At 70.2% G+C, this 19,310-nt stretch carries 17 protein-coding genes; 9 read left to right on the top strand and 8 right to left on the bottom strand.

Annotated features, from left to right (window positions below):
* Positions 1-46: 46 nt before the first annotated feature.
* On the bottom strand, positions 47-856 hold the full coding sequence (locus tag G4D86_RS08870) for an FKBP-type peptidyl-prolyl cis-trans isomerase (RefSeq protein WP_163991559.1): 810 nt from the start codon (positions 854-856) through the stop codon (positions 47-49).
* Between the two features lie 500 nt (positions 857-1,356).
* On the opposite strand from G4D86_RS08870, the gene G4D86_RS08865 reads away from it, so the two are divergent.
* Entirely contained in the window at positions 1,357-2,907 is a 1,551-nt protein-coding gene (locus G4D86_RS08865; RefSeq protein WP_163991557.1) for a parallel beta-helix domain-containing protein, read from the top strand.
* A 38-nt stretch (positions 2,908-2,945) separates the two neighbouring features.
* Entirely contained in the window at positions 2,946-4,223 is a 1,278-nt protein-coding gene (locus tag G4D86_RS08860) for an SO2930 family diheme c-type cytochrome (protein WP_163991556.1), read from the top strand.
* A gap of 65 nt (positions 4,224-4,288) precedes the next feature.
* Here G4D86_RS08860 and G4D86_RS08855 read toward each other — a convergent pair whose 3' ends face one another.
* Complete coding sequence (locus G4D86_RS08855; RefSeq protein ID WP_163991554.1) at positions 4,289-6,025, bottom strand: glycoside hydrolase family 15 protein; 1,737 nt, start codon at positions 6,023-6,025, stop codon at positions 4,289-4,291.
* Positions 6,026-6,082: 57 nt separating this feature from the next.
* Positions 6,083-6,580: a MarR family winged helix-turn-helix transcriptional regulator gene (locus tag G4D86_RS08850; protein ID WP_205519502.1), complete on the bottom strand. Its 498-nt coding sequence runs from the start codon at positions 6,578-6,580 to the stop codon at positions 6,083-6,085.
* A gap of 68 nt (positions 6,581-6,648) precedes the next feature.
* Here G4D86_RS08850 and G4D86_RS08845 point away from each other — a divergent pair, with 68 nt between their 5' ends.
* Positions 6,649-7,047 (top strand): nuclear transport factor 2 family protein, encoded by a 399-nt coding sequence (locus tag G4D86_RS08845; protein WP_163991551.1) that lies wholly within the window; start codon positions 6,649-6,651, stop codon positions 7,045-7,047.
* Between the two features lie 30 nt (positions 7,048-7,077).
* Here G4D86_RS08845 and G4D86_RS08840 read toward each other — a convergent pair whose 3' ends face one another.
* Entirely contained in the window at positions 7,078-8,322 is a 1,245-nt protein-coding gene (locus tag G4D86_RS08840; RefSeq protein WP_163991549.1) for a copper amine oxidase, read from the bottom strand.
* A gap of 211 nt (positions 8,323-8,533) precedes the next feature.
* Here G4D86_RS08840 and G4D86_RS08835 point away from each other — a divergent pair, with 211 nt between their 5' ends.
* From G4D86_RS08835 to G4D86_RS08820, 4 genes are read left to right on the top strand one after another with little or no spacing between them, the layout of a single operon-like run.
* Positions 8,534-9,760, top strand: coding sequence for an acyltransferase family protein (locus tag G4D86_RS08835; protein ID WP_240360127.1), 1,227 nt, complete (start codon positions 8,534-8,536; stop codon positions 9,758-9,760).
* A gap of 10 nt (positions 9,761-9,770) precedes the next feature.
* The gene (locus G4D86_RS08830; RefSeq protein ID WP_163991546.1) at positions 9,771-10,817 is read left to right on the top strand and encodes an ABC transporter substrate-binding protein; all 1,047 of its coding nucleotides are present in this window, start codon (positions 9,771-9,773) and stop codon (positions 10,815-10,817) included.
* Complete coding sequence (locus G4D86_RS08825; protein ID WP_163991544.1) at positions 10,814-12,481, top strand: ABC transporter permease; 1,668 nt, start codon at positions 10,814-10,816, stop codon at positions 12,479-12,481. Before G4D86_RS08830 ends, G4D86_RS08825 begins: the two co-directional genes overlap by 4 nt.
* Positions 12,481-13,518, top strand: a complete 1,038-nt coding sequence (locus tag G4D86_RS08820; protein ID WP_163991542.1) for an ABC transporter ATP-binding protein — start codon at positions 12,481-12,483, stop codon at positions 13,516-13,518. The genes G4D86_RS08825 and G4D86_RS08820 overlap by 1 nt, the downstream gene beginning before the upstream one ends.
* 16 nt (positions 13,519-13,534) lie before the next feature.
* On the opposite strand, the gene G4D86_RS08815 is transcribed toward G4D86_RS08820, so the two are convergent.
* Positions 13,535-14,113 (bottom strand): DUF2911 domain-containing protein, encoded by a 579-nt coding sequence (locus tag G4D86_RS08815; RefSeq protein WP_163991539.1) that lies wholly within the window; start codon positions 14,111-14,113, stop codon positions 13,535-13,537.
* A gap of 127 nt (positions 14,114-14,240) precedes the next feature.
* Complete coding sequence (locus tag G4D86_RS08810; protein WP_163991537.1) at positions 14,241-14,807, bottom strand: GNAT family N-acetyltransferase; 567 nt, start codon at positions 14,805-14,807, stop codon at positions 14,241-14,243.
* 188 nt (positions 14,808-14,995) lie between these two features.
* On the opposite strand from G4D86_RS08810, the gene G4D86_RS08805 reads away from it, so the two are divergent.
* Positions 14,996-16,210 (top strand): MFS transporter, encoded by a 1,215-nt coding sequence (locus tag G4D86_RS08805; protein ID WP_163991535.1) that lies wholly within the window; start codon positions 14,996-14,998, stop codon positions 16,208-16,210.
* 42 nt (positions 16,211-16,252) lie between these two features.
* The gene (locus G4D86_RS08800; RefSeq protein WP_163991533.1) at positions 16,253-16,522 is read left to right on the top strand and encodes a DUF2277 domain-containing protein; all 270 of its coding nucleotides are present in this window, start codon (positions 16,253-16,255) and stop codon (positions 16,520-16,522) included.
* A 1,206-nt stretch (positions 16,523-17,728) separates the two neighbouring features.
* Here G4D86_RS08800 and G4D86_RS08795 read toward each other — a convergent pair.
* Positions 17,729-18,448, bottom strand: a complete 720-nt coding sequence (locus G4D86_RS08795) for an SDR family NAD(P)-dependent oxidoreductase (RefSeq protein ID WP_163991531.1) — start codon at positions 18,446-18,448, stop codon at positions 17,729-17,731.
* Positions 18,449-18,533: 85 nt separating this feature from the next.
* On the bottom strand, positions 18,534-19,127 hold the full coding sequence (locus tag G4D86_RS08790) for an RNA polymerase sigma factor (protein ID WP_163991529.1): 594 nt from the start codon (positions 19,125-19,127) through the stop codon (positions 18,534-18,536).
* Positions 19,128-19,310 lie beyond the last annotated feature (183 nt).

The raw sequence follows: 19,310 nt of genomic DNA, 5'->3' as shown, positions 1-19,310 counted from the left end.
CCACCAGCCCTCTTTCAGACGCCGCTCGCGTGGAGCAGCGGAGTGACTACTTCGTCGGCGCCGGAGGCGTCGCCGGCTTGCCGTGCGGAGCGCCCGTCGGAGGAGCGCCACCCGGCATGCCCGGCATGCCCGGCTGGCCCTCGGGGGCCTTCACGATCTCCAGCAGTTCCACCTCGAACACCAGGGCCGCGCCACCGGGGATGTTCGGCGGGGCGCCGCGGTCGCCGTAGGCGATGTCCGACGGGCAGGTCAGCTTCGCCTTGCCGCCCACCTTCATCATCTGCACGCCCTCGGTCCAGCACTTGATGACGCCCTGGAGCGGGAACTGCGTGGGCTCGCCGCGCTTGTAGGAGCTGTCGAACTCGGTGCCGTTGGTCAGCGTGCCCTTGTAGTGCACCTTCACGATGTCGGACGCCTTGGGCGACTCACCGGTGCCGGGGGTCAGCTCCTTGTAGACGAGGCCGGACTCGGTCTTCTTGGCGCCGGACTCCTTGGCGGCCTCCTCGAGGAACTTCTTGGAGTTCTCCTTCTCCTTCTCCGCCTTGCGGGTGCTGCGCGAGCGCGCCAGCTCCTGCAGCTTCGGACCGTACGTCTCCATGTCCACCGGCGACTTCTCACCCTTCACCTGGGTGGTGATGCCGGCCTTGACGTACTCCAGCTCCTCCGGAGTCATGTCGAACACGCTGATGCTCCGGCCAATGGACAGGCCGAGCGCGTACAGCGTCTTCTGCTCCTCCGTCTGCGGGTTGGCGGCGTTGCCACCCGTCGCGCCCCCGCCGGACGCCGTATCCGTCTTCGCCGGCTGCTGGCAGCCCGCCAGCACCAGCATCACCGCGACCAGCCACGTCTTCCGCATGTCGTTGCCCTTCCTTCGCCTTGCGCGGTCGGTGAGACACCGCCGCCACAGTCGGTTCCGGGGGCGACTTACTACAGGAACGGTCTGTCGTCCGCTTGACGGCGATTCCGGCCCTTCCGGGGCCCCCGGGTCATTTCCCGCCTGCAACTCCCAGAGGGGCGCCCGCCTTCCACAGGGCCTCCAACGCCCGGGTAGGAGCTTTCTCTACCCGGCCTGGCCGGCGCCGCCGGCCGGCCGGGGTGGCGCGCGACGAGGCCCGGTGCGGGGTGCCTCCACGGCACGAATCCACGTGAAGCGGACCGCACCGTGCGTGTCGTGGCCCGAGCCTATTCTCAACCGAGTTACAGAACGCACTGCGTCACGGTAGTGTGTTCATGAATTCGCTACTGGACTCTTGAGGTTGGCCACCTTCACGAGGAGGATTCGCCCCGTCTTGCTCGCGCCCTGGAGCTCCACGCTCGGGAGTGAAGAGGCGCAGCGCTTTCCGCAGGAGGAAACTGATGCACCGTCTGCCGCTGTCGCGCGCGCCCCGTACCGTGCTCCTGGCCCTGGTGGGTCTGCTCGCCCTTCCCGCTTGCTCGGATGATGATGACGGCACCGGCACTCCGGACGCCGGCAACCCGGGGGTGGACGCCGGCAACCCGGGGGTGGACGCGGGCACCGATGCGGGAACGGATGCCGGCACCGACGCGGGGACGGACGGCGGCACCACCCAGGCCTGGCCCCAGGAGTTCTCCTGCACGGGCAAGCCTCAGAAGACGCTGACCTTCAACGCCAACCAGGTGCAGGAGCTCCAGGACGCGGTCAACGACCTGGCCGAGTGCACCACGATTCAGCTCGGCGCGGGCACCTTCGTGTTCGACAACGCCCTCACCATCCGCACGAACGGCATCACCGTCGTCGGCGCGGGCAAGGGCACCAAGGGCGAGGGCACGGGTGGCAGCGCCAGCACGGTGCTCGACTTCTCCGGCGCCGCCAGCAACACCAACGGCATCGACGTGGTGGGCAAGCTGTTCACCGTGAAGGACCTGGCCATCTGGAACGCGCGCAAGGACGCGCTGCGCATCGAGTCCTCCGCCAACGTCTTCGTCCAGCGCATCCGCACCGAGTGGGCGAACACGAACAACGAGAGCAACGGCAAGTACGGCATCTACCCGGTGAAGTCGTCCTACGTGACGATTGAGGACTGCGAGGCCTACAACGCGGCCGACGCCGGCATCTACGTGGGGCAGACGCGCTACGCCATCGTCCGCCGCAACATCGCGAAGCAGAACGTGGCGGGCATCGAAATCGAGAACACGAAGTTCGCCTTCGTGCAGGCCAACGTCGCGCAGGACAACACCACGGGCCTCGTGGTGTTCGACCTGCCCGGCAACCCCATCAAGGGCACGGACATCCTCGTCACCGGCAACACGATTACGGGGAACAACCGCGAGAACTTCGCCTCCGTGACGGCCAGCAGCAGCACGGTGTCGCAGGTGCCCGCCGGCACCGGCACGTTCATCCTCGCGTCGCGCCGGGTGGAGTTCGTCGGCAACACCTGGGGTGACAACCACACGGTGGACATCGCCGTGCTCAGCGGCCTGGCGATCGAGCCGGACCTGAGCCAGTGGAGCGCCGGGTTCTTCAACTTCACCAGCGGGGACGTCTACATCCACGGCAACACCTTCACGGGTGGCAGCGGTGAGTCGGTGGACAACGGCCGGCCGGACGCCGAGCGCCGCCCGCTGGGCGCGCTGGTGAGCGCGGTGTACGCCTATGGCGCCGCGACGCAGGCCACGACGCGCGTGGAGCACCTGCTCTGGGACGGCATCGACCCGGCGCCGCGCAACGAGACGCTGAAGAACCCCATCAACATCTGCTTCACCGGCAACACGCTGCCGGCCACGACCAAGGAAGCCATCGTGGACTTCGACCTGCAGGCGGTCGCCGGGAAGCTGATGAGCGCGACGCCCGACCTGCCCGGCGCCTTCGCGGAGACGCGGCGCTACACGCAGGGCGCGGCGCCGTTCAACTGCTCCGGCTTCGCCCCCGGCCTGTCGCTTCCCTGAGGCCGTCCGCGATGAGGGTGCCGGAGGAGAAGAGTCGCATGCGCAAGCCGTTCAGCTCCGGACTCGGATGGGGCCTCGCCGCGGTGCTGCTGACCGCGGCGGTGGCCTCGTGCTCCGGCGGCGATGACCCGCCCGGAACGGGGCCCGACGCGGGGACATCCCAGGAGGACTCCGGCACGCCGGTGGACAGTGGCACCGCGGACGCCGGGGTGGATGCCGGCACGGACGCGGGCGAGGACAGCGGGACTCCGGATGGCGGGGACTCGGGGACACCGGACGCCGGACCGGGGCTGCCGGACGGCTCGGTGGTCATCCCCACGAACCTGTCGGACCTGGGCCTCTTCACCGGCAGTCCCGCGGCGGGCGGGCTCGTGCCGGTGGCGGGCAACGTCCCCTACGAGCTGACCACGGCGCTCTTCTCCGACTACGCCCTCAAGTCCCGCACGCTCTACATCCCCCCGGGGAAGGCGGCGGTGTATCAGCCCAAGAACGTGCTGGACCTGCCGGTGGGCACGCTCATCACCAAGACGTTCGCCTTCCCCACGGACTTCCGCGAGCCGGAGAAGAACGTGCGCGTCATCGAGACGCGCGTGCTGGTGCGGCAGCCCGGCGGCTGGGAGGCGTACCCGTACTTCTGGAACGACGCCCAGACGGAGGCCACGCTGGCCAACGGTGGCCGGGTGGTGCGCAACCTCCAGTTCATCGGCGCGGACGGTGTGTCCCGGACGCTCGACTACCTGGTGCCCAGCAAGAACCAGTGCAGCCAGTGCCACCACATCCTGGACGCGGCACAGAACCAGGTGCTGCTGCCCATCGGAGTGAAGGCCCGCTACCTCAACCGGAACCACGACTACGGTGGGGTAGAGGTCAACCAGCTCCAGCACCTGGCGGAGCTGGGGAAGCTGACGGGAGCGCCTCCCGCCATCCAGCTTCCGAGCGCGCCGGATGCGTTCAACCCGGCGGCGGCGGACCTGAGCATCCGGGCCCGCACCTACCTGGACATCAACTGCGCGCACTGCCACCGGCGCAACGCGACGGCGGGGGATACCAGCCAGCTGTTCCTCGACATCGACAGCACGGAGACGCTCGACCTGAACGCGGGCGTCTGCAAGCGGCCGGGCTCGGCGGGCAGTGGCGTGGGAGGGGAGTTCGACATCGTCCCCGGCGACCACGCGGTGTCCATCCTCTGGTACCGGCTCAACACCGTGGAGTCCGGGAAGATGATGCCGCAGCTGGGCCGCGCCCTCCGGCACGACCAGGGCTCGCAGCTCATCGCCGACTGGATTGACTCCATGCCGTCGCGCTCCTGCAAGTAGGCGGGAGCCCGGTCCGAATCGAAGTCAGGCCCCTCCGTGCAGGTCGCACGGAGGGGCTTTGTCTTTCAGGCGCCCTGCCCTCTCAGCGCGGTGGCTCGCGACAGGCCCATGGCCGCCTGGACCAGGGCCACGTGGCTGGACGTGTGCGGGAAATTGCCGGCCATGCGGCGCTGGCGCGGGTCGTACTCCTCCGGCAGCAGGCCCACGTCGTTGCGCACGTGCAGGAGCCGCTCGAAGAGGACGCGGGCCTCGTCGCGCCGGCCCATGAGGTGCAGGCTGTCCGCCAGCCAGAAGCTGCACACCAGCGACACACCCGCGCCGTGCGCGTCGTCCTGGCGCACGAAGTCTCCCTCGCCCAGGCCGCGCTCCACCGCCTCCACCGTGCCGCGCACGCGCGCGTCGTCCGCGGGCAGGAAGCCCAGCCGCCCCAGGCGCAGCAACCGCGCGTCCAGGCCCTTGCCGCCGTACTCACGCGAGAAGGCGCCGCGCCGCGAGTCGAAGCCGTCGCGGCACACCTCCGCGTGCACGTCCGAGCGCAGGCGCTTCCAGCGCTCCACCGGCGCGTCCAGGCCGAAGCGCGCGGCGCTCTCCAGCGCCCGGTCCACCGCCACCCACGCCATCACCCGGGGATACGTGAGGGCCGGCCCCTCCACCGGAGGCTGGAGCCACGTCCCCTCCAGGTGCTCCAGCATGGCCCGCTGCAGTGCCCACGCGTCGCCGCTGGGAGGCAGTCCCCGGCGCGCGGCATCGCTGAAGCAGCCCATGACTTCGCCCACGGCCTCGGTGTCCAGGCCGCGATGGGGCGCATGGCCGATGCGCACCGGCCGCGTGCCCTCGTAGCCGGGCAGCCACGGCAGGTCCTGCTCGGGGAAGCGCCGCTCGCCCGCGACGCCGTACGAGGACTGCAGCTCGTCCGGCTCGCCGGCCACCGCGCGCACCAGCCAGTCGCGCCACGCGCGGGCCTCGTCCAGGTAACCCCCGTCCAGCAGGGCCTGGAGCGCGCTCGTCGAGTCGCGCAGCCAGCAGAGGCGCGCGTCGCCGGGACGGCCTCCCGAGGTCAGCGGCAGCGACGTGGTGGGCGCCGCGACGATGCCACCCGTAGGCGAGTACGTGAGCGCCTTGAGGGTGATGAGCGAGCGCTCGACATGCTCGTGCCACGGCCCGGTGGACACGAGGCGCGAGGACCACTCCTTCCACCACGCCTCGGTGTCCGCCACGGCGGCCAGCGCGTCCAGCGGAGGCGGCGGGGGCTCGTGCGAGGGATGCCAGGAGAGGACGAAGGGCACGCGCGCGCCCGGGTCCACCGGGAAGTCCGCGGTGAAGACGCCACCCTGTCGGCGCAGCGTCACGGGGGTGCGCAGGGCCACCGAGTCCGGGCCCGCGCGCGCGGACGCATGGTCATCATGGAAGCGCACCCACGGCGAGCGGTCGCCGTAGCCGAAGTGCGCGAGCAGCTCCATGCGCATGGGGACGGAGCCCTTGAGGCCGTACACCACGCGCACGAGGTCCGGCTCCCTGCCGCGCGGGGGCATGCAGTCCACCACGCGCACCACTCCGTCCTCCGTCTCGTAGTCCGTCTCCAGCACCAGCGAGCCGGGGCGGTAGCGGCGCGTCACCTTGAGGACGCCGCCCGCCGGGGCGAGCAGCCACCGGCCATGCGACGCGTCTCCCAGCAGCGCGGCGAAGCACGCGTCCGAGTCGAAGCGCGGCCAGCACAGCCAGTCGATGGAGCCGTCCTTTCCAACCAGCGCGGCGCTCTGCGTGTCACCGATGAGGGCGTAGTCTTCCAGGGGAAGGGCCATGGCGCGCGAGCATGGCACAACGCCCCGAGGGGCTGCCCGCACCCACCCTCCAGGGCCTCAGCGCGGCGCCCGCACCCGGCGCGTCCGCACGGCCTCCGCGCCGCCCAGCGAGGTGAGCACGTCCGCCAGCAGCCGCCGGGCCTCTTCCACCGCGCGTGCTCCGTGTTGCCGCTCGAAGCGCTTCTGGAGCGCCTCGCGCACGGCGCGCGCCTTCTCCACCGAGGCCCGCCCGCGAGTGGACAGCGCCACCCGCCGCACCCGCGCGTCGTCGGACTCCGTCTTCTCCACGTAGCCCAGCCCCTCCAGCTCGGCCACCGTCTTGGAGGCCGCCTGCTGCGTCACCTCCAGCAGCGCCGCCAATTCGCTGATGGAGCGCGGGCCGCCCAGCAGGTGTTGGAAGACGTAGCCGTGCGCGTGGCGGAGGCCGGTGAAGCCCGCGGCGTGCAGGTCCTCCAGCACCTGCTCGTTCATCCGCTGCCCCACGAAGAGCGCGAGGTACCCCAAATCGAGCGACTCGAGCCGCACCGCCGCGGCGTCGTCCTTCTTGCGTGGCATGTCCTCTTCTCTTGCATTCACAACCATGGTTGTGCAACATGGGTTGTGCAATTTCCATGGAGGAGTCCATGTCCACGACGAACCTCGACACCGCGCTGCGCTACCTCCAGGCCTTGGAGAACGGGGCGGCGGGCGAAGCGCTGGCGCCCTTCTTCCACCCGGACGCGGTGCAGCGCGAGTACCCCAACCTGCTCACCCGCAACGGCCAGACGCGGGAGCTGAAGAAGCTGCTCGCGGACTCGGAGCGCGCGAAGACGCTGATGTCGTCGCAGCGCTACGCCGTGCGCGGCACCCTGGAGCAGGGCGACACCGTGGCGCTGGAGGTGGACTGGACGGGCACGCTCGCGGTGCCGCTGCGCACGCTGGCCGCGGGGGCGGAGCTGCGCGCCGCGTGCGGCATGTTCCTCACCTTCAAGGACGGCCGCATCCTCTCGCAGCGCAACTACGACTGCTTCGAGCCGTTCTGAGCGCGCCCGGGACGGCGCGGCAACCCGCGCTCAGAGCTCGAGCGGGTTCCGGTGGTGGAAGCTTCTCGGCTTGAGCATGAAGGACATCCACTCGGTGGGCATGTTGACCTCGTCCTCGTCACGAGGCGTGTGCAGGTGCCGGTTGACGTACCAGACCACCAGGTCCTGCCCATCCACGGATTGACCGTCGACCATGGCGCCCACATTCGCCGGAGCGGTGGTGCACGTCGACCTGATGTGGGGAGGGAAGTTCCTCACCGCGAGCGTCTCGCAGGAGTTGTACCGGGTGACCCAGAGCTCGTGCTCGGACCAGGGCTCATCGGTGGTGACCTGTCCGGTCCACAGTCCGTCGAGCTTGGGGACCAGCTCATAGCCCACGCTGCGTCCGTCGCTGTTGGTGAGCTGCTTGTCGTAGATGCGCCACGTCGAATAGTTCTCGGCGACGATGTCGTGGGCGGACTCGGTCAGGATGGGCGTCTCCTCGTTCACCCAGCAGGTTCCCGGCGTGGCGCAGGTGCTCCCGGGAGACGGGGCCGTGGACGGCTGGAGGGTCATCCGCGCGACGGCGTCGTTCGCCGAGCCACCGATGTCGAAGTCCATCCGGTAATAGACGTTGTGCATGTGGGTGAGCCCGTAGGACGGCGTCGGGTTCGCCACGGAGTCCAGGCGGCTGCCATAGGGCGAATAGGCCGCGGTCGTCCCGTAGTACGCGAGCCGGCCCGTCATCCCCAGCATGGGCTGGATGGTCCCATCATCGTGGAACTCCCACCGGTTGATGTACGTGTACGTGCCGAGCTGCGAGGCCATGGTCACCGAGACGAGCTCTCCCTGCTGGAAGCTCGTCGTCATCTTCCAGGCGTAGCCGCGGTCCTCGACATTCACACAGATGCGGTTGCCGGCCAGGCGCGTGCCCCCCGCGCACTCCGCCTGGCTCAGCAGGATGGCCCTGACGCCCAGCCCCGTGGAATCCCGGGTGACGTCCAGGAGGCGGGGCGTGCCCACCAGATAGGGGACGTGAATCTCCGCGATGGCCGCCTGCGAGAGCACCATGCGCGACGTGCCTCCCCGAGGCGTGAAGGAAGCACTCCTGATGGTCAACCCCTCACACGGGCAGTTCTGGACGGAGAACGTCCACCGCGTGCCCGAGGTGAAGGTGTGGTCGACGGGCGCCAGGGCGGTGCACGCCGCGTAGCTGCACGCGGCCTCGGCGGGCTGGGCGAAGCCAAGCAGGCCGCCCAGCACCACGAGCCCTGAGATGAAGCGATACCCGGACATGTTTCCCCCTGGTCGGAGAAGGACCGCGACGAAGGGCGAGGAATTAGGGAGGTGGACGCCGGAGCGGCAGCGGCTGGGAGTGCAGCCCGCCTGCGTGGCGCAGGACACATCCGCGGGGCCTCGCCACAAAGTGGCGGGGTGGGTGTTTCCAGCCGACCCTCCGGTGCTACAGCCCTGGGAGCCCATCGCCCCCGGGACGAGGATTCGCACCGTGACTTCCGCGCAGACTTCCCCCCGGTTCGATGGGCTCGACACGCTCCGAGCGGTCGCCATCCTGCTGGTGTTCGCCTACCACTACAGGGTGTTCGTCAGCGGTGAGCCGACCTTCGGCTGGGTCAGCACCGTGGGCTGGACGGGGGTGGACCTGTTCTTCGTGCTGAGCGGTTACCTCATCGGCAACCAGCTCCTCTCCGGAGTCACGAAGGGGAAGTCGCTGTCCCTGCGGGCGTTCTACCTGCGGCGCCTGCTGCGGACGCTGCCCAACTACTACGTGGTGCTGGCGCTGTACTTCACGCTGCCCACGCTCATGGGCGGCAGGACGCCTCCACCGCTGTGGCGCTTCCTCACCTTCACGCAGAACCTGTGGCTGCAGCCGGGCACTGCGTTCTCCCATGCGTGGTCGCTGTGCATCGAGGAGCAGTTCTACGTGGTGCTCCCGCTGGTCATCGTCGGCGCGCTGCACTTCGGCCGCTCCCTGTCGAAGCGGGTGGCCTGGCTCGCACTGGCGGGGCTGATGGTCGCCGGAGTCACGCTGCGCTGCGTGCTGTGGTTCCGGTACGGGCTGGAGGAGGGCGGCGCTGTCGAGGGCTACTACCCGAACATCTACTACTCCTCGTTCTGCCGCTTCGATGAGTTCCTGCCCGGCGTGGCCATCGCCATGCTGAAGAACTTCCATCCGGAGCTCTGGAAGCGCGTCACCGGCTGGGGCCGGGCCACGCTGGGCGCGGGAGTGCTCGCCACCGCGGTCCTCTTCGCGCTGCTCGCGCGGTACTACTACGTCGACGGCTACGGGTACGGCTTCGCGATGACGGGCTTCGGCTACTCGCTGGTGGCCTGCGCCTTCGCACTGCTGGTGGTGGCCGCGCTGAGCCCCGGCTCGCTGCTGTACCGGGTGCGCGTGCCGGGCGCCGCGCCGCTCGCGGCGTGGTCCTACGCCATCTACCTGACGCACAAGCCGCTCGCCCACATCGCCCGGGAGCAACTGAAGCCCTGGGGCCTGGGCAGCGGCGCCACGGTGGCCATCATCGCCGCCCTCTGCCTGCTCGGAGGCTGGCTGCTGTACCGCTTCGTCGAGACGCCGTTCATGCGGCTGCGAGACCGCTACCACCCGACGAACTTCCACACCGCCGCGAGCGAGGCAGGTGCTGCATCCGCTGAAGCCAATGCATCCATGCCGCAGCAGGACACGGCGGTGACTTTCCGCTCCCGTTCCGCATAATCCCTGGCGAATGCCCTCTCCTGCCCTGGTCCGGGGCGCCGGCCTGGCCGCCGTGCTCGCCCTGCTCGCCGCGTGCCGCATCGAGTCCGCCGCGCCCGCGTCCGGCCCCGTGGCCGCGCGCGAGGGCGCCCCGTCCGGAGACGTATGGGTCTACACGTCCATGTACCGGCACGTGCTGGACGCGTTGGATCCGCTGCTGAAGGAGAAGCTCCCCGGCGTGCAGGTGCACTGGTACCAGGCCGGCAGCGAGAAGGTGGCCAGCCGGCTCGAAGCCGAGCGCGCCGCGGGCGCCGTGCGCGCGGACCTGCTCGCCACGTCGGACCCTTTCCTCTACGAGCGGCTCGCGCGCGAGGGCGCCTTCGCGCGCTACGCCTCGCCGAACGTGCTCCGGGTGCCCCGCCCGCTGGTGGACCTGGACGCGCGCTATGCGGCCATCCGCCTGTCCACCATGGTGCTGGTGCACCGCCAGGGCACCCTGCCCGTGCCGTCGTCCTTCGCGGAGCTGGCGGACGGACGCTGGAAGGGGCGCGTGGCCATTGGTGATCCGCTGACGTCGGGCACCGCCTTCACCTGGGCGGTGTTCTGCCAGGCGAGGTACGGCGACGCCTTCTTCACCGGCCTGCGCGAGCGCGGCGCCATCGTCGCCGGAGGCAACGCGGCGGTGCTCCAGAAGGTGGAGAGCGGCGAGGCGGACGCCGGAGTGCTGCTGCTGGAGAACGCGCTCGCGGCCCGGGCGCGCGGCAGTCCCATCCAGGTGGTGTGGCCCACCGACGGCGCCGTGGTCATCCCCGGCCCGGTGGGCCTCTTCGCGACGACGCCCAACCCGGTGGCGGCGAAGGCCGTGCTCGACGTACTCCTGTCCCCCGAGGGCCAGCGCCTCATCGTCGAGAAGGGCGACATGCACGCGGTGGACCCGAGGCTCGGAGGTCCGCGCGGTGAGCCCGGTGTGGACGCGTTGCTGGAGCGCGCGCAGCCGTGGACACCCGCGCTCGTGGAGCGGGGCCTCACGCGCGGTGGGGACGTCAAGGAGTCCTTCACCCGGGCGTTCTCCCGATGAGCACGCACGCGGCGCCAGGGCGGTGGCTCGGGCTGGGCGCGTGGCTGGTGCCCGTCCTGTTCTTCGCAGTGGGCCCCGTCGTCGTGCTGCTCCTGCGCGGAGTGGGGACGACTGGGGACCTGTCGTGGCTGGCCTCGGAAGGTGGGGCGCTGGGGAACACGCTGAAGGTGTCCACGGGGGCCGCGCTGCTGGCGCTGGTGCTCGGTACGCCGCTGGCGCTGCTGCTGTTCCGCACGGACCTGCCGCTGCGCGGGGCCTTCACGGTGCTGTTCACCCTGCCCTCCGCCATTCCCGCGTTCATCTGGGGCATGGGATGGCTGTCGCTCGCGAGCCCTCGAGCGGGCTACCTCAACCGACTGCTGGGCGACGGCACGCTCAACATCTACGGTCCGGCGGGCATCGCCTTCGTGGAGGGACTCTCGGGCCTGCCGCTGGTGCTGCTCGCCGGGGCCGCCGCGTTCCGGCGGGTGGACCCGGCGTTGGAGGAGGCGGCGCGCGTGTGCGGTGCCTCGCCGGTGCGCGCGCTGCTGACGACGACGCTGCCGCTGGCCCTGCCGTCCCTGATGTCCGGCGCGGTGATGGTGTTCCTCATGGCGGCATCGTCCTTCGGCGTGCCGTACCTCCTGGGCGTGTCGGCGTCGCCGCCCACGCGCGTGCTCACCACACGCATCTACGAACTGGTGCTGCTGGGCGGAGACGGGGGGCTGGCGCGTGCGTCGGTGCTGGCCACGGGGCTGCTGCTGCTCGTGCCCCTGGCGCTCGTGGCGACGTGGGCCCTGGGACGCTCGGGCCGCGTGCGCCTGAGCGCGGGCAAGGGGATGTCCTTCCGCCTCTTCCCGCTGGGCCGAGCGCGAGGGCCGGCCACGGTGGCGGTGGGCGTCACCTGCGCGGTGTGGGTGCTGCTCCCGCTGGCGGCCATCCTCCTCACGTCCCTGCAGCGCAGCTTCGGCGCGGACCTGGCGTGGCGGGAGTTGACGCTGGCGCACTGGTCCGGCGTGCTGCTGGAGCCGCGCACGCTGCGCGCCACCGGACGCAGCCTGCTGCTGGCGACGGGCGCGGGAGGGCTGGTGTGCCTGCTGGGGCTCGCGGCGGCGGTGCTCCAGCGGAGCTTCCGTCGCGCGGGAGCGGGAGTGGAGGCGCTCGCGGTGTGGCCCTACGCCGTGCCGGGCACGGTGCTCGCGCTGGCGTTGCTCCTCGCCTTCTCGAGGGACCTCCGCTTCATCCTGCTGGGCCGCGTCGCCTTCGTGCTGGCCCTGGCGCACACACCGTGGCTGCTGCTCATCGCCTACGCGGCGAAGTACCTGGCGCTCGGGGCGCGGAACAGCGCGGAGGCGCTGGCGCAGATTGACCCCTCGCTGGCGGAGGCCGCGCGGGTGAGCGGCGCGGGCCCGCTGCGCGCGTTCGTGGACGCGCCGCTCCCGCTGCTCAGGCCGGCGCTCGTGGTGGCCTTCGTGCTCGCGTTCCTCGCGTGCGCGACGGAAATCACCATGTCGGTGCTGCTGGTGCCGGCGGGCTCGGAGGTGCTGGGCACGCTGCTGTTCGAATTGCAGAGCTACGCGGACCCGGCGGCGGCGGCGGTGCTGGCGTGTGCCTTCGTCGCGCTGGTGGTGGTGGGACAGGCGGTGCTCGCGCGGATGGGTCGGCGCGCGGTGGAGGTGCGGTGATGGCGGCGCTCGCGCTGGAGGGCCTGTTCAAGTCGTACGGCACCACGCCGGTGGTGCGCGGCCTCAGCCTGGAGGTGCGCGAGGGAGAGTTGGTGTCACTGCTGGGCCCCTCCGGCTGCGGCAAGACGACGACGCTGCGGATGCTGGCGGGGCTGGAGCATCCGGACGCGGGCGTCATCCGCATCGGCGGGGAGACGGTGGCCGGGCCCGGAGTCCGCATCCCGCCCGAGCGCCGGGGACTGGGCATGGTCTTCCAGAGCTACGCCGTGTGGCCGCACCGCTCCGTGGAGGAGAACGTCGCGTACCCGCTGACGCTGCGGCGCCTGCCGAAGTCGGAGGTGGCATCGCGCGTGAAGGAGGCGCTGCGCTGGGTGCGGCTGGAGGCGCTCGCGACGCGGAGACCCCACGAGCTGTCGGGCGGACAGCTCCAGCGCGTGGCGCTCGCGAGGGCGCTGGTGGCGAACCCCCGCGTGCTGCTGCTGGATGAGCCGCTGTCCAACCTGGACGCGGCGCTGCGCGAGGAGCTGCGCGCGGAAATCGCCGCCCTGCGCGCGAGGCTGGGCACCACCATGGTCTTCGTCACGCACGACCAGGGCGAGGCGCTCGCGCTGTCGGACCGCATCGCGGTGATGAACCAGGGCGTCATCGAGCAGGTGGACACGCCCGAGCGCCTCTACGGCGAGCCCACGACGCCCTTCGTCGCGGGCTTCGTCGGAGGCGCGAATGTCCTCGTGGGCCACGTGCGCGACTGGGAGTTCCACACCGCGCAGGGTGACGCGAAGTTCCCCCTGCCCGCGGGCATGGTGGCCCCGGACGGCCCGTGCACGCTGGTGGTCCGCCCGGAGGACCTGGAGCTGGGCGGAGGAGAGGGCACCCTGCTGCCGCTCTCCGCGCGCCTGTTCCTCGGGCACGCGGCGGAGTACCGCTTCCCGGTGGGCGGCACGCTGCTGCGCGTGGTGGGTCCCCCGCGCGAGGTCCGCGCGGGGGAATTGCTGGCCGTGCGCATCTGGAAGGCGAAGCGGTTCGCCTCCCGGTGAGCGAAGGCCGTGTGGCTCAGCCCTTCTTCGCCGGCTTCACGGGGACGGAGACCTGCGTGTTCTCCCACGAGAGGTTCAGCGCGGTGCCCTTGTCGTCAAAGGCGATGGTGAACGCCTCGTAGGTGTCGGCGCTCTTCTTCGCCGGCACGTCCACGCGCAGGGCGTCCTGGTCCTTGTTGTACTTGTAGGCGCCCCACTCGCCGAGGTCCTTGTTGAAGATGAGCGTCCACTTGTCGGCCTGCGGAATGGCAAACACGGCATAGGTGCCGGCCGCGAGCTTCTTGCCCGAGACTTCGAGGTCACCCGTGGTGGTCAGCTCCGTGGCGGCATTCGCGCCCAGGCGCCACACCTCGCCATAGGGGACCAGCTTGCCGAAGACGACGCGCTTCTCGCCCGTCTTCGGGTCCTGGATGCGCGGCGAGCTGTACGTCACCTTCACGTACGTCTTGTCGTCCAGCTTCTTCGCCGCCATCTGCAGCGGGCTGACGGGGGCCTTCTCGGGGGCAATGCTCTTCTGCGCCAGCGCGGGCGTGGCGGCGAGGAAGACGAGCGCGGCCAGGGTCGGAATGCTCAGCGAGGTTCGGCGGTGCGTCATGGGTGGGCTCCTCTGTAGGACAGGAAGGGCGGAGGCAGCGCCGGACCGTACCATTCGGCCAGACGGGGGCACCCCCGCTTCTTCCGGGGCCATGCAACGCTGAACAGGCCCGCTCATTCCCCGACAACTACCCGTGCAGCGGCATTGCGACGACGGCCCACTCGTCCGTGGCGTCCCGGTACGTCTTCAGCAGCTCGAAGCCGACGCGGGTGTGGGCTCGCATCGAGCGCGTGTTGCGCGTAGCCACCTCCGTTACCGTGCAGTCGAAGCGCGTCCCGTAGCTTTCGCGGTGCCCGCGGTAGAGCGCGTCGAAGATGCCCTGGCCGCGCCAGGCCTCGGCCACGCACACCTGGCCCATGACGTAGTAGCGGTGGTCGCGCAGCGGGCGATTGCGCCAGCTCAGCGTCTCGAAGAGCTGGAACATGGGCTCGAGGAGGGGGACGAAGGCGCGCGCCTCCACGGGCATCACCAGCGCATAGCCCGCGAGCGTGTCGCCGTCCTTCGCGATGACGCTCGGCGCGAGCGCGTGCATCCGCTCCAGCACGTCCAGCGTGTGCGCCACCGTCAGGAAGCCTTCACGCGCGGCCTGCTCGGGTGACACGTGTTGCTTCAGGTTGGCGGCCTGGAGCTGGAGTATCTGCTCCAGCTCCTCGCGCCGCGTGACGAGACAGGTCTGTAGAGGTGAGGACGCCATGGTCCGCACGTTCTAACGGGCATCCGCCGTCCGCGTGAAGACACAGTCGCGGTCCGAAAGGTGCGGCAGGTGTGCCGGTCCGCCCGGGCCGTCCGCGCCCGGGCAGGCGTGCGTTGGCCACTCCGCTCCGCCGGAAACTGTCGCTGGTGTCCCAGCGGAGTCCCGTGGCATCCACGGTCCACACCGACATGCAACGTCCGACCTCCCGCACCTCCGGGTCCATCCTGGCCCTCGCCTATTTCGCCTTCATCAGCCTGGGCCTGCCCGACGCGCTGCTGGGAGTGGCCTGGCCGTCGATGCGGGACGGACTGGGCCTCCATCAGGCGCTCCTCGGTGCGCCGGTCGCGGTTGCCGCGGGCTCGTACTTCCTCTCCGGCATGCTCGCGGGCAGGCTCATCCAGGGCCTGGGCATCGGCCTGCTGTTGGCGGGGAGCACCGCGCTCGTCGCCGCGAGTGTCCTGGGCATCTCGGCCGCGCCCGCCTTCGCGCTCATCCTGCTGGCGTCGCTCCTGATGGGCTTCGGCTCCGGCGCCATCGACGCCGCGCTGAATACCTACGCGGCCCGGAACTTCGGGCCGAAGCACATGTCCTGGCTCCATGCCGCGTACGCGGCCGGCGCCACGGTGGGGCCGGCCATCATGACCGCCGTCCTCGGCCGGGGTGGCTCCTGGCGGGTCGGCTATGCGGTGGTTGGCGGGCTGCTCGCCACCATGGTCATCGCCTTCATCGTGTCTCGCAGGCGCTGGGACACACCGCCCTCCGACGCGTCAGTGGTGCTGGACGCGCCCGGTGGCATCGGTCCCGTGCCGGAGGAAGCTCCGCGCGTCAGTGGCCGCACGGCGCTGCGCAGCGGCACGGTGTGGCTGCAGCTCGCCATCTTCTTCTTCTACACGGGCATCGAGGTCTGCGCGGGTCAGTGGAGCTACACGCTGCTCACCGAGGAGCGCGGCTTCTCCGGGACGGCGGCGGGGACCTGGGTGGCGGCCTTCTGGGGCGGGCTCCTGGTGGGGCGGCTCGTGCTGGGCCTGGTAGTGGAGCGGCTGGGGCAGGTCCGGATGATCCGGCTGGCCACCGTGGGGGTGGTCCTCTCCGCCGCGCTCTTCGCCATTCCCGGGCTGGCGCTGGGGGCCGTCGCGCTCCCACTGCTCTCGTTCTCGCTCGCGTCCATCTACCCGGGGCTCATGGCGGAGACGCCCCGGCGTGTCGGGGTGCACATGGCGCCGCATGCGGTGGGCTTCCAGGTGAGCGCGGCGACGCTGGGTATCGCCGTGCTCCCGAACATCGCCGGCCTCGTGAGCGAATACGCCGGCCTGCGGGCCATCGCACCGGTGATTGCCTGCTTCGCGCTGGTGCTCTTCGTGCTCCACGAGCGGCTCGTCGCCACCGCCGACCGGCCGGCCTGAGTGGCCTTGCCCGTGCGCCCCGCACGCTCCTAGCCTTGGGGCATGTGCCGGAACATCAAGCCCCTGTTCAACTTCGAGCCGCCCGCCACCGACGACGACATCCGCGCGGCGGCGCTGCAGTTCGTCCGCAAGATTGCCGCCACGCGCAAGCCGTCGAAGCAGAACACCGACGCCTTCGACATCGCCGTGGAGGAGATCTATCAGAGCTCCAAGCGCATGCTCGACGGGCTGGTGGCAACCACGCCGCCTCGCAACCGGGCGCGGTTCGAGGAACTGAAACGGCTGCGGTTCAAGAAGGCGGAGCAACGCTGACGCTGGCAGTCGGGTGTTGAGCACTCGCACGAGGCGTTGAGCGCGACCTGTCTTTCGTTGGCGCTACCCTGAGCAGGCTGTCGCTGCCCCTGGGGGGAGTCATGCGCTGGCGCCACGGTGTGATGTCTGCAGTCTTGCTCTTGACCGGAACGGGATGCCCGCATGACCACATGCGGGATGGCTTCATCGACCGCGCCGCGCGCAAGGACGAGAAGGAGGCACTCAAACAGCAGTGCCCACCGGGACAGAGTTGGCAAAAGGTCTGCAAGGAGTCCGATGAGGACGAGTTGGAGTGTAAATGGGGCTGTCTATGAGATGGCGACCCGCAGTCGCGACATTTGCCATCCTTCTGCTCCCTCTTCCGCTCGTCCTGGCAGTCGAATCTGGCCGGTTCCACTCGAGACGGGCCGAGGCTCAGGAAACGAAGCCCGTCAGCCCCATTCTCTCTCTTGAGGAGCGTCGGGCACTCATGTCCCACGAGCGCGCCTGCCAGAGAGCGGAGGACTGTGAACCCCCGCTTGGATGCCTGGACCTGGACTGGGGCCGCGCACTCTGCATGGCCAGCGAGTGTCAGACAGATCTGCAGTGCGCCGAGGGGTTCACCTGCCGGGCACTGCGGAGCCGAGGCCAGGGGCCACGGGTACGCACCTGCGTCGTCAGGGGCACGGCGGAGGAGGGAGCGCCCTGCTCCGCCACTTTCACGTTCATGCAGGAGGCAGTCTGCCGCCCGGGCCTGCTCTGCAATAGCTACTGCGGACGACCATGCCAGCTCGGCGAGCCGGGAACCTGCCCTGAAGGCACCCTCTGCCTGCAGGGGAAGGAAGGTCCCTCCTGCATGCCGACCTGTGATGGACGCGCCTGCCCTGAAGGACAGGAATGCGTACCCTTCAAGAAGGGCTCCTCGGTATGTGCTCGCATCTGGGGAGAGAACTGCCAGCGCCAGGCCTGTCCTGAAGGGACCTCGTGCAGCGTGAGCTATCTCCCCGGACGTCCGGGGGAGATCGAGATGGAATGCACGCGGCGATGCGGTGCGGACCATCCTCCCTGCCCCGAAGGCACTGTCTGCGAGCAGAAGGAGTGTCGGCGTCCATGTGATTCGAAGGATGCCCAGGCCTGCGGCCTACTGGAGACCTGCGCGTACTTCCCCGGCACGCGACGCTGGCTCTGCGACGTGAGCCTCCGCGAGCCCTCCCTGCACTGAATTGGCTACCACCTCCCCGCGTGCGCGCCCCCGTCGACGTGGAGGATTTCGCCGGACACGAAGCCCGCGGAGTCGAGGTACAGCACCGCATCCACCATCTCCGGCACCGTGCCAACCCGATTCGCCGGGCTCATGCTCTTGAGGAAGCCGTGCTTGTCCGGCGTGTGCATCGGCGTGTCGATGGCGCCCGCTGCCACGGTGTTCACACGGATGCCGTGCGGCGCGTACTCGATGGCGAGCGCCCGCGTCGCCGCTTCGATGCCTCCCTTGGTGAGGATGGAGAGCGCGCCGGGCACCCCCGCCATGGGCTGCTTGACGAGGGACGTCCCGATGTTCACCACGTGCCCCGACTTCCGGTCCACCATGTGCTTCAGCACGGCCTGCGTCATGTGGAAGAAGCCGGCGACGTTCGTCGACAGGAGCGTCGCGTAGTCCTCGGGCGTGAAGTCGGTGAACGGCTTGGAGATGAACGTCCCCGCGTTGTTCACCAGCAGGTCCACGCCGCCGAACCGGGACAGCGCCTCGTCCACCACCCGCCTCGCCGTCGACGCCTCGCCCACGTCGCCGTCCACCAGCGCCAGCCGGTTCGACACGGAGAGCGCACCTGACTTCGACGCGCTCCGTGACGTGCCAACCACGGAGTACCCGCGCTCCACCAGTGTCTTCGTGAGCCCAAGCCCGATACCACTCGACGCGCCCGTGATGATTGCCACCTTGCCTGCCATGTCTGCCGCTCCTTCGAGCGACGGGCAAAAGTGCCCGTTCGCAGACACGTAGGTCGCGCCCCGGGCGCGCGTTACACGGGCCCCGTCATTCCCACGGCTCGTCGACGACGGGCCCGTCATCGTCCTCCGGGAAGCCACAGGAGCGCAGGTGCTCCCTCGCCCGGTAAACGAGGACGCGCACGTAGCCATCGGAGATGCCGAGCACCTTCGCGACCTCCTCTCGCGGTTGCTCGTCAATCAGGCTCAGCTTCACCACGCTCCGCTGGAGCCGCCCCATGCGGACGATGCAGCCGTTCACCCGGGCCAGCTCCTCGGCCTGGGCAATCAGCTCCTCGCTCGTCGTGTCCTCGCTCGGGGAGGAGGCCGCTTCGAGCAGCAGCCGCGCTCGCTGCCGCCTCGAGTGCTTCCTCCGCCGGTTCTGCACGTTGTGCTGGAGAATCACCGTCAGCAGCTTCAGCGAGTCCTCCGGCGCCCCCGCGATGGCCCGCGCCTCCGGGAGCTGAAAGAACGAGACGAAGCTGTCCTGCACCGCGTCCAGCGCCTCCTCCGCGTCCAGCCCCCGGCTCCGCGCCAGGGCCAGCAGCCTCGCGCGATGCTCATGCACGAGCACCGCCACCCAGCTCAGGAAGCCGGAGGGTGCGGGGCGCTCCGGTGCTCGGACGGCTTCGTTGTCGGCCATGGCTTCGTGACTCCCGGGTGCGTAGGTCGTGACCCGCTCAGGTGTTACAGCCCGCACTCGCGGTCGCACGAAAAGCAGCAACCTGGCGCTTGCGGTGCGTCACGGACAACCGAGCGTGCGGACGCGCCACCACTCCCCGCAAAGGAGCGCGCGGTGTGCGCTCCGACCCGATCGGGGTTGTGC

Origin of the sequence: Pyxidicoccus caerfyrddinensis (assembly GCF_010894405.1) — a bacterium.
Lineage (GTDB): Bacteria > Myxococcota > Myxococcia > Myxococcales > Myxococcaceae > Myxococcus > Myxococcus caerfyrddinensis.
Note: the sequence above shows the minus strand (reverse complement) of the source record. Positions and strands in the feature narration are given on the sequence as shown.

What these genes read in the sequence shown, in the direction of transcription:
- G4D86_RS08810 (WP_163991537.1), bottom strand. Translation starts at nt 14,807, where the DNA reads ATGGCGTCCTCACCTCTACAGACCTGTCTCGTCACGCGGCGCGAGGAG.
- G4D86_RS08820 (WP_163991542.1), top strand. Translation starts at nt 12,481, where the DNA reads ATGGCGGCGCTCGCGCTGGAGGGCCTGTTCAAGTCGTACGGCACCACG.
- G4D86_RS08805 (WP_163991535.1), top strand. Translation starts at nt 14,996, where the DNA reads ATGCAACGTCCGACCTCCCGCACCTCCGGGTCCATCCTGGCCCTCGCC.
- G4D86_RS08855 (WP_163991554.1), bottom strand. Translation starts at nt 6,025, where the DNA reads ATGGCCCTTCCCCTGGAAGACTACGCCCTCATCGGTGACACGCAGAGC.
- G4D86_RS08850 (WP_205519502.1), bottom strand. Translation starts at nt 6,580, where the DNA reads ATGCCACGCAAGAAGGACGACGCCGCGGCGGTGCGGCTCGAGTCGCTC.
- G4D86_RS08860 (WP_163991556.1), top strand. Translation starts at nt 2,946, where the DNA reads ATGCGCAAGCCGTTCAGCTCCGGACTCGGATGGGGCCTCGCCGCGGTG.
- G4D86_RS08840 (WP_163991549.1), bottom strand. Translation starts at nt 8,322, where the DNA reads ATGTCCGGGTATCGCTTCATCTCAGGGCTCGTGGTGCTGGGCGGCCTG.
- G4D86_RS08845 (WP_163991551.1), top strand. Translation starts at nt 6,649, where the DNA reads ATGTCCACGACGAACCTCGACACCGCGCTGCGCTACCTCCAGGCCTTG.
- G4D86_RS08800 (WP_163991533.1), top strand. Translation starts at nt 16,253, where the DNA reads ATGTGCCGGAACATCAAGCCCCTGTTCAACTTCGAGCCGCCCGCCACC.
- G4D86_RS08795 (WP_163991531.1), bottom strand. Translation starts at nt 18,448, where the DNA reads ATGGCAGGCAAGGTGGCAATCATCACGGGCGCGTCGAGTGGTATCGGG.
- G4D86_RS08825 (WP_163991544.1), top strand. Translation starts at nt 10,814, where the DNA reads ATGAGCACGCACGCGGCGCCAGGGCGGTGGCTCGGGCTGGGCGCGTGG.
- G4D86_RS08870 (WP_163991559.1), bottom strand. Translation starts at nt 856, where the DNA reads ATGCGGAAGACGTGGCTGGTCGCGGTGATGCTGGTGCTGGCGGGCTGC.
- G4D86_RS08815 (WP_163991539.1), bottom strand. Translation starts at nt 14,113, where the DNA reads ATGACGCACCGCCGAACCTCGCTGAGCATTCCGACCCTGGCCGCGCTC.
- G4D86_RS08830 (WP_163991546.1), top strand. Translation starts at nt 9,771, where the DNA reads ATGCCCTCTCCTGCCCTGGTCCGGGGCGCCGGCCTGGCCGCCGTGCTC.
- G4D86_RS08790 (WP_163991529.1), bottom strand. Translation starts at nt 19,127, where the DNA reads ATGGCCGACAACGAAGCCGTCCGAGCACCGGAGCGCCCCGCACCCTCC.
- G4D86_RS08865 (WP_163991557.1), top strand. Translation starts at nt 1,357, where the DNA reads ATGCACCGTCTGCCGCTGTCGCGCGCGCCCCGTACCGTGCTCCTGGCC.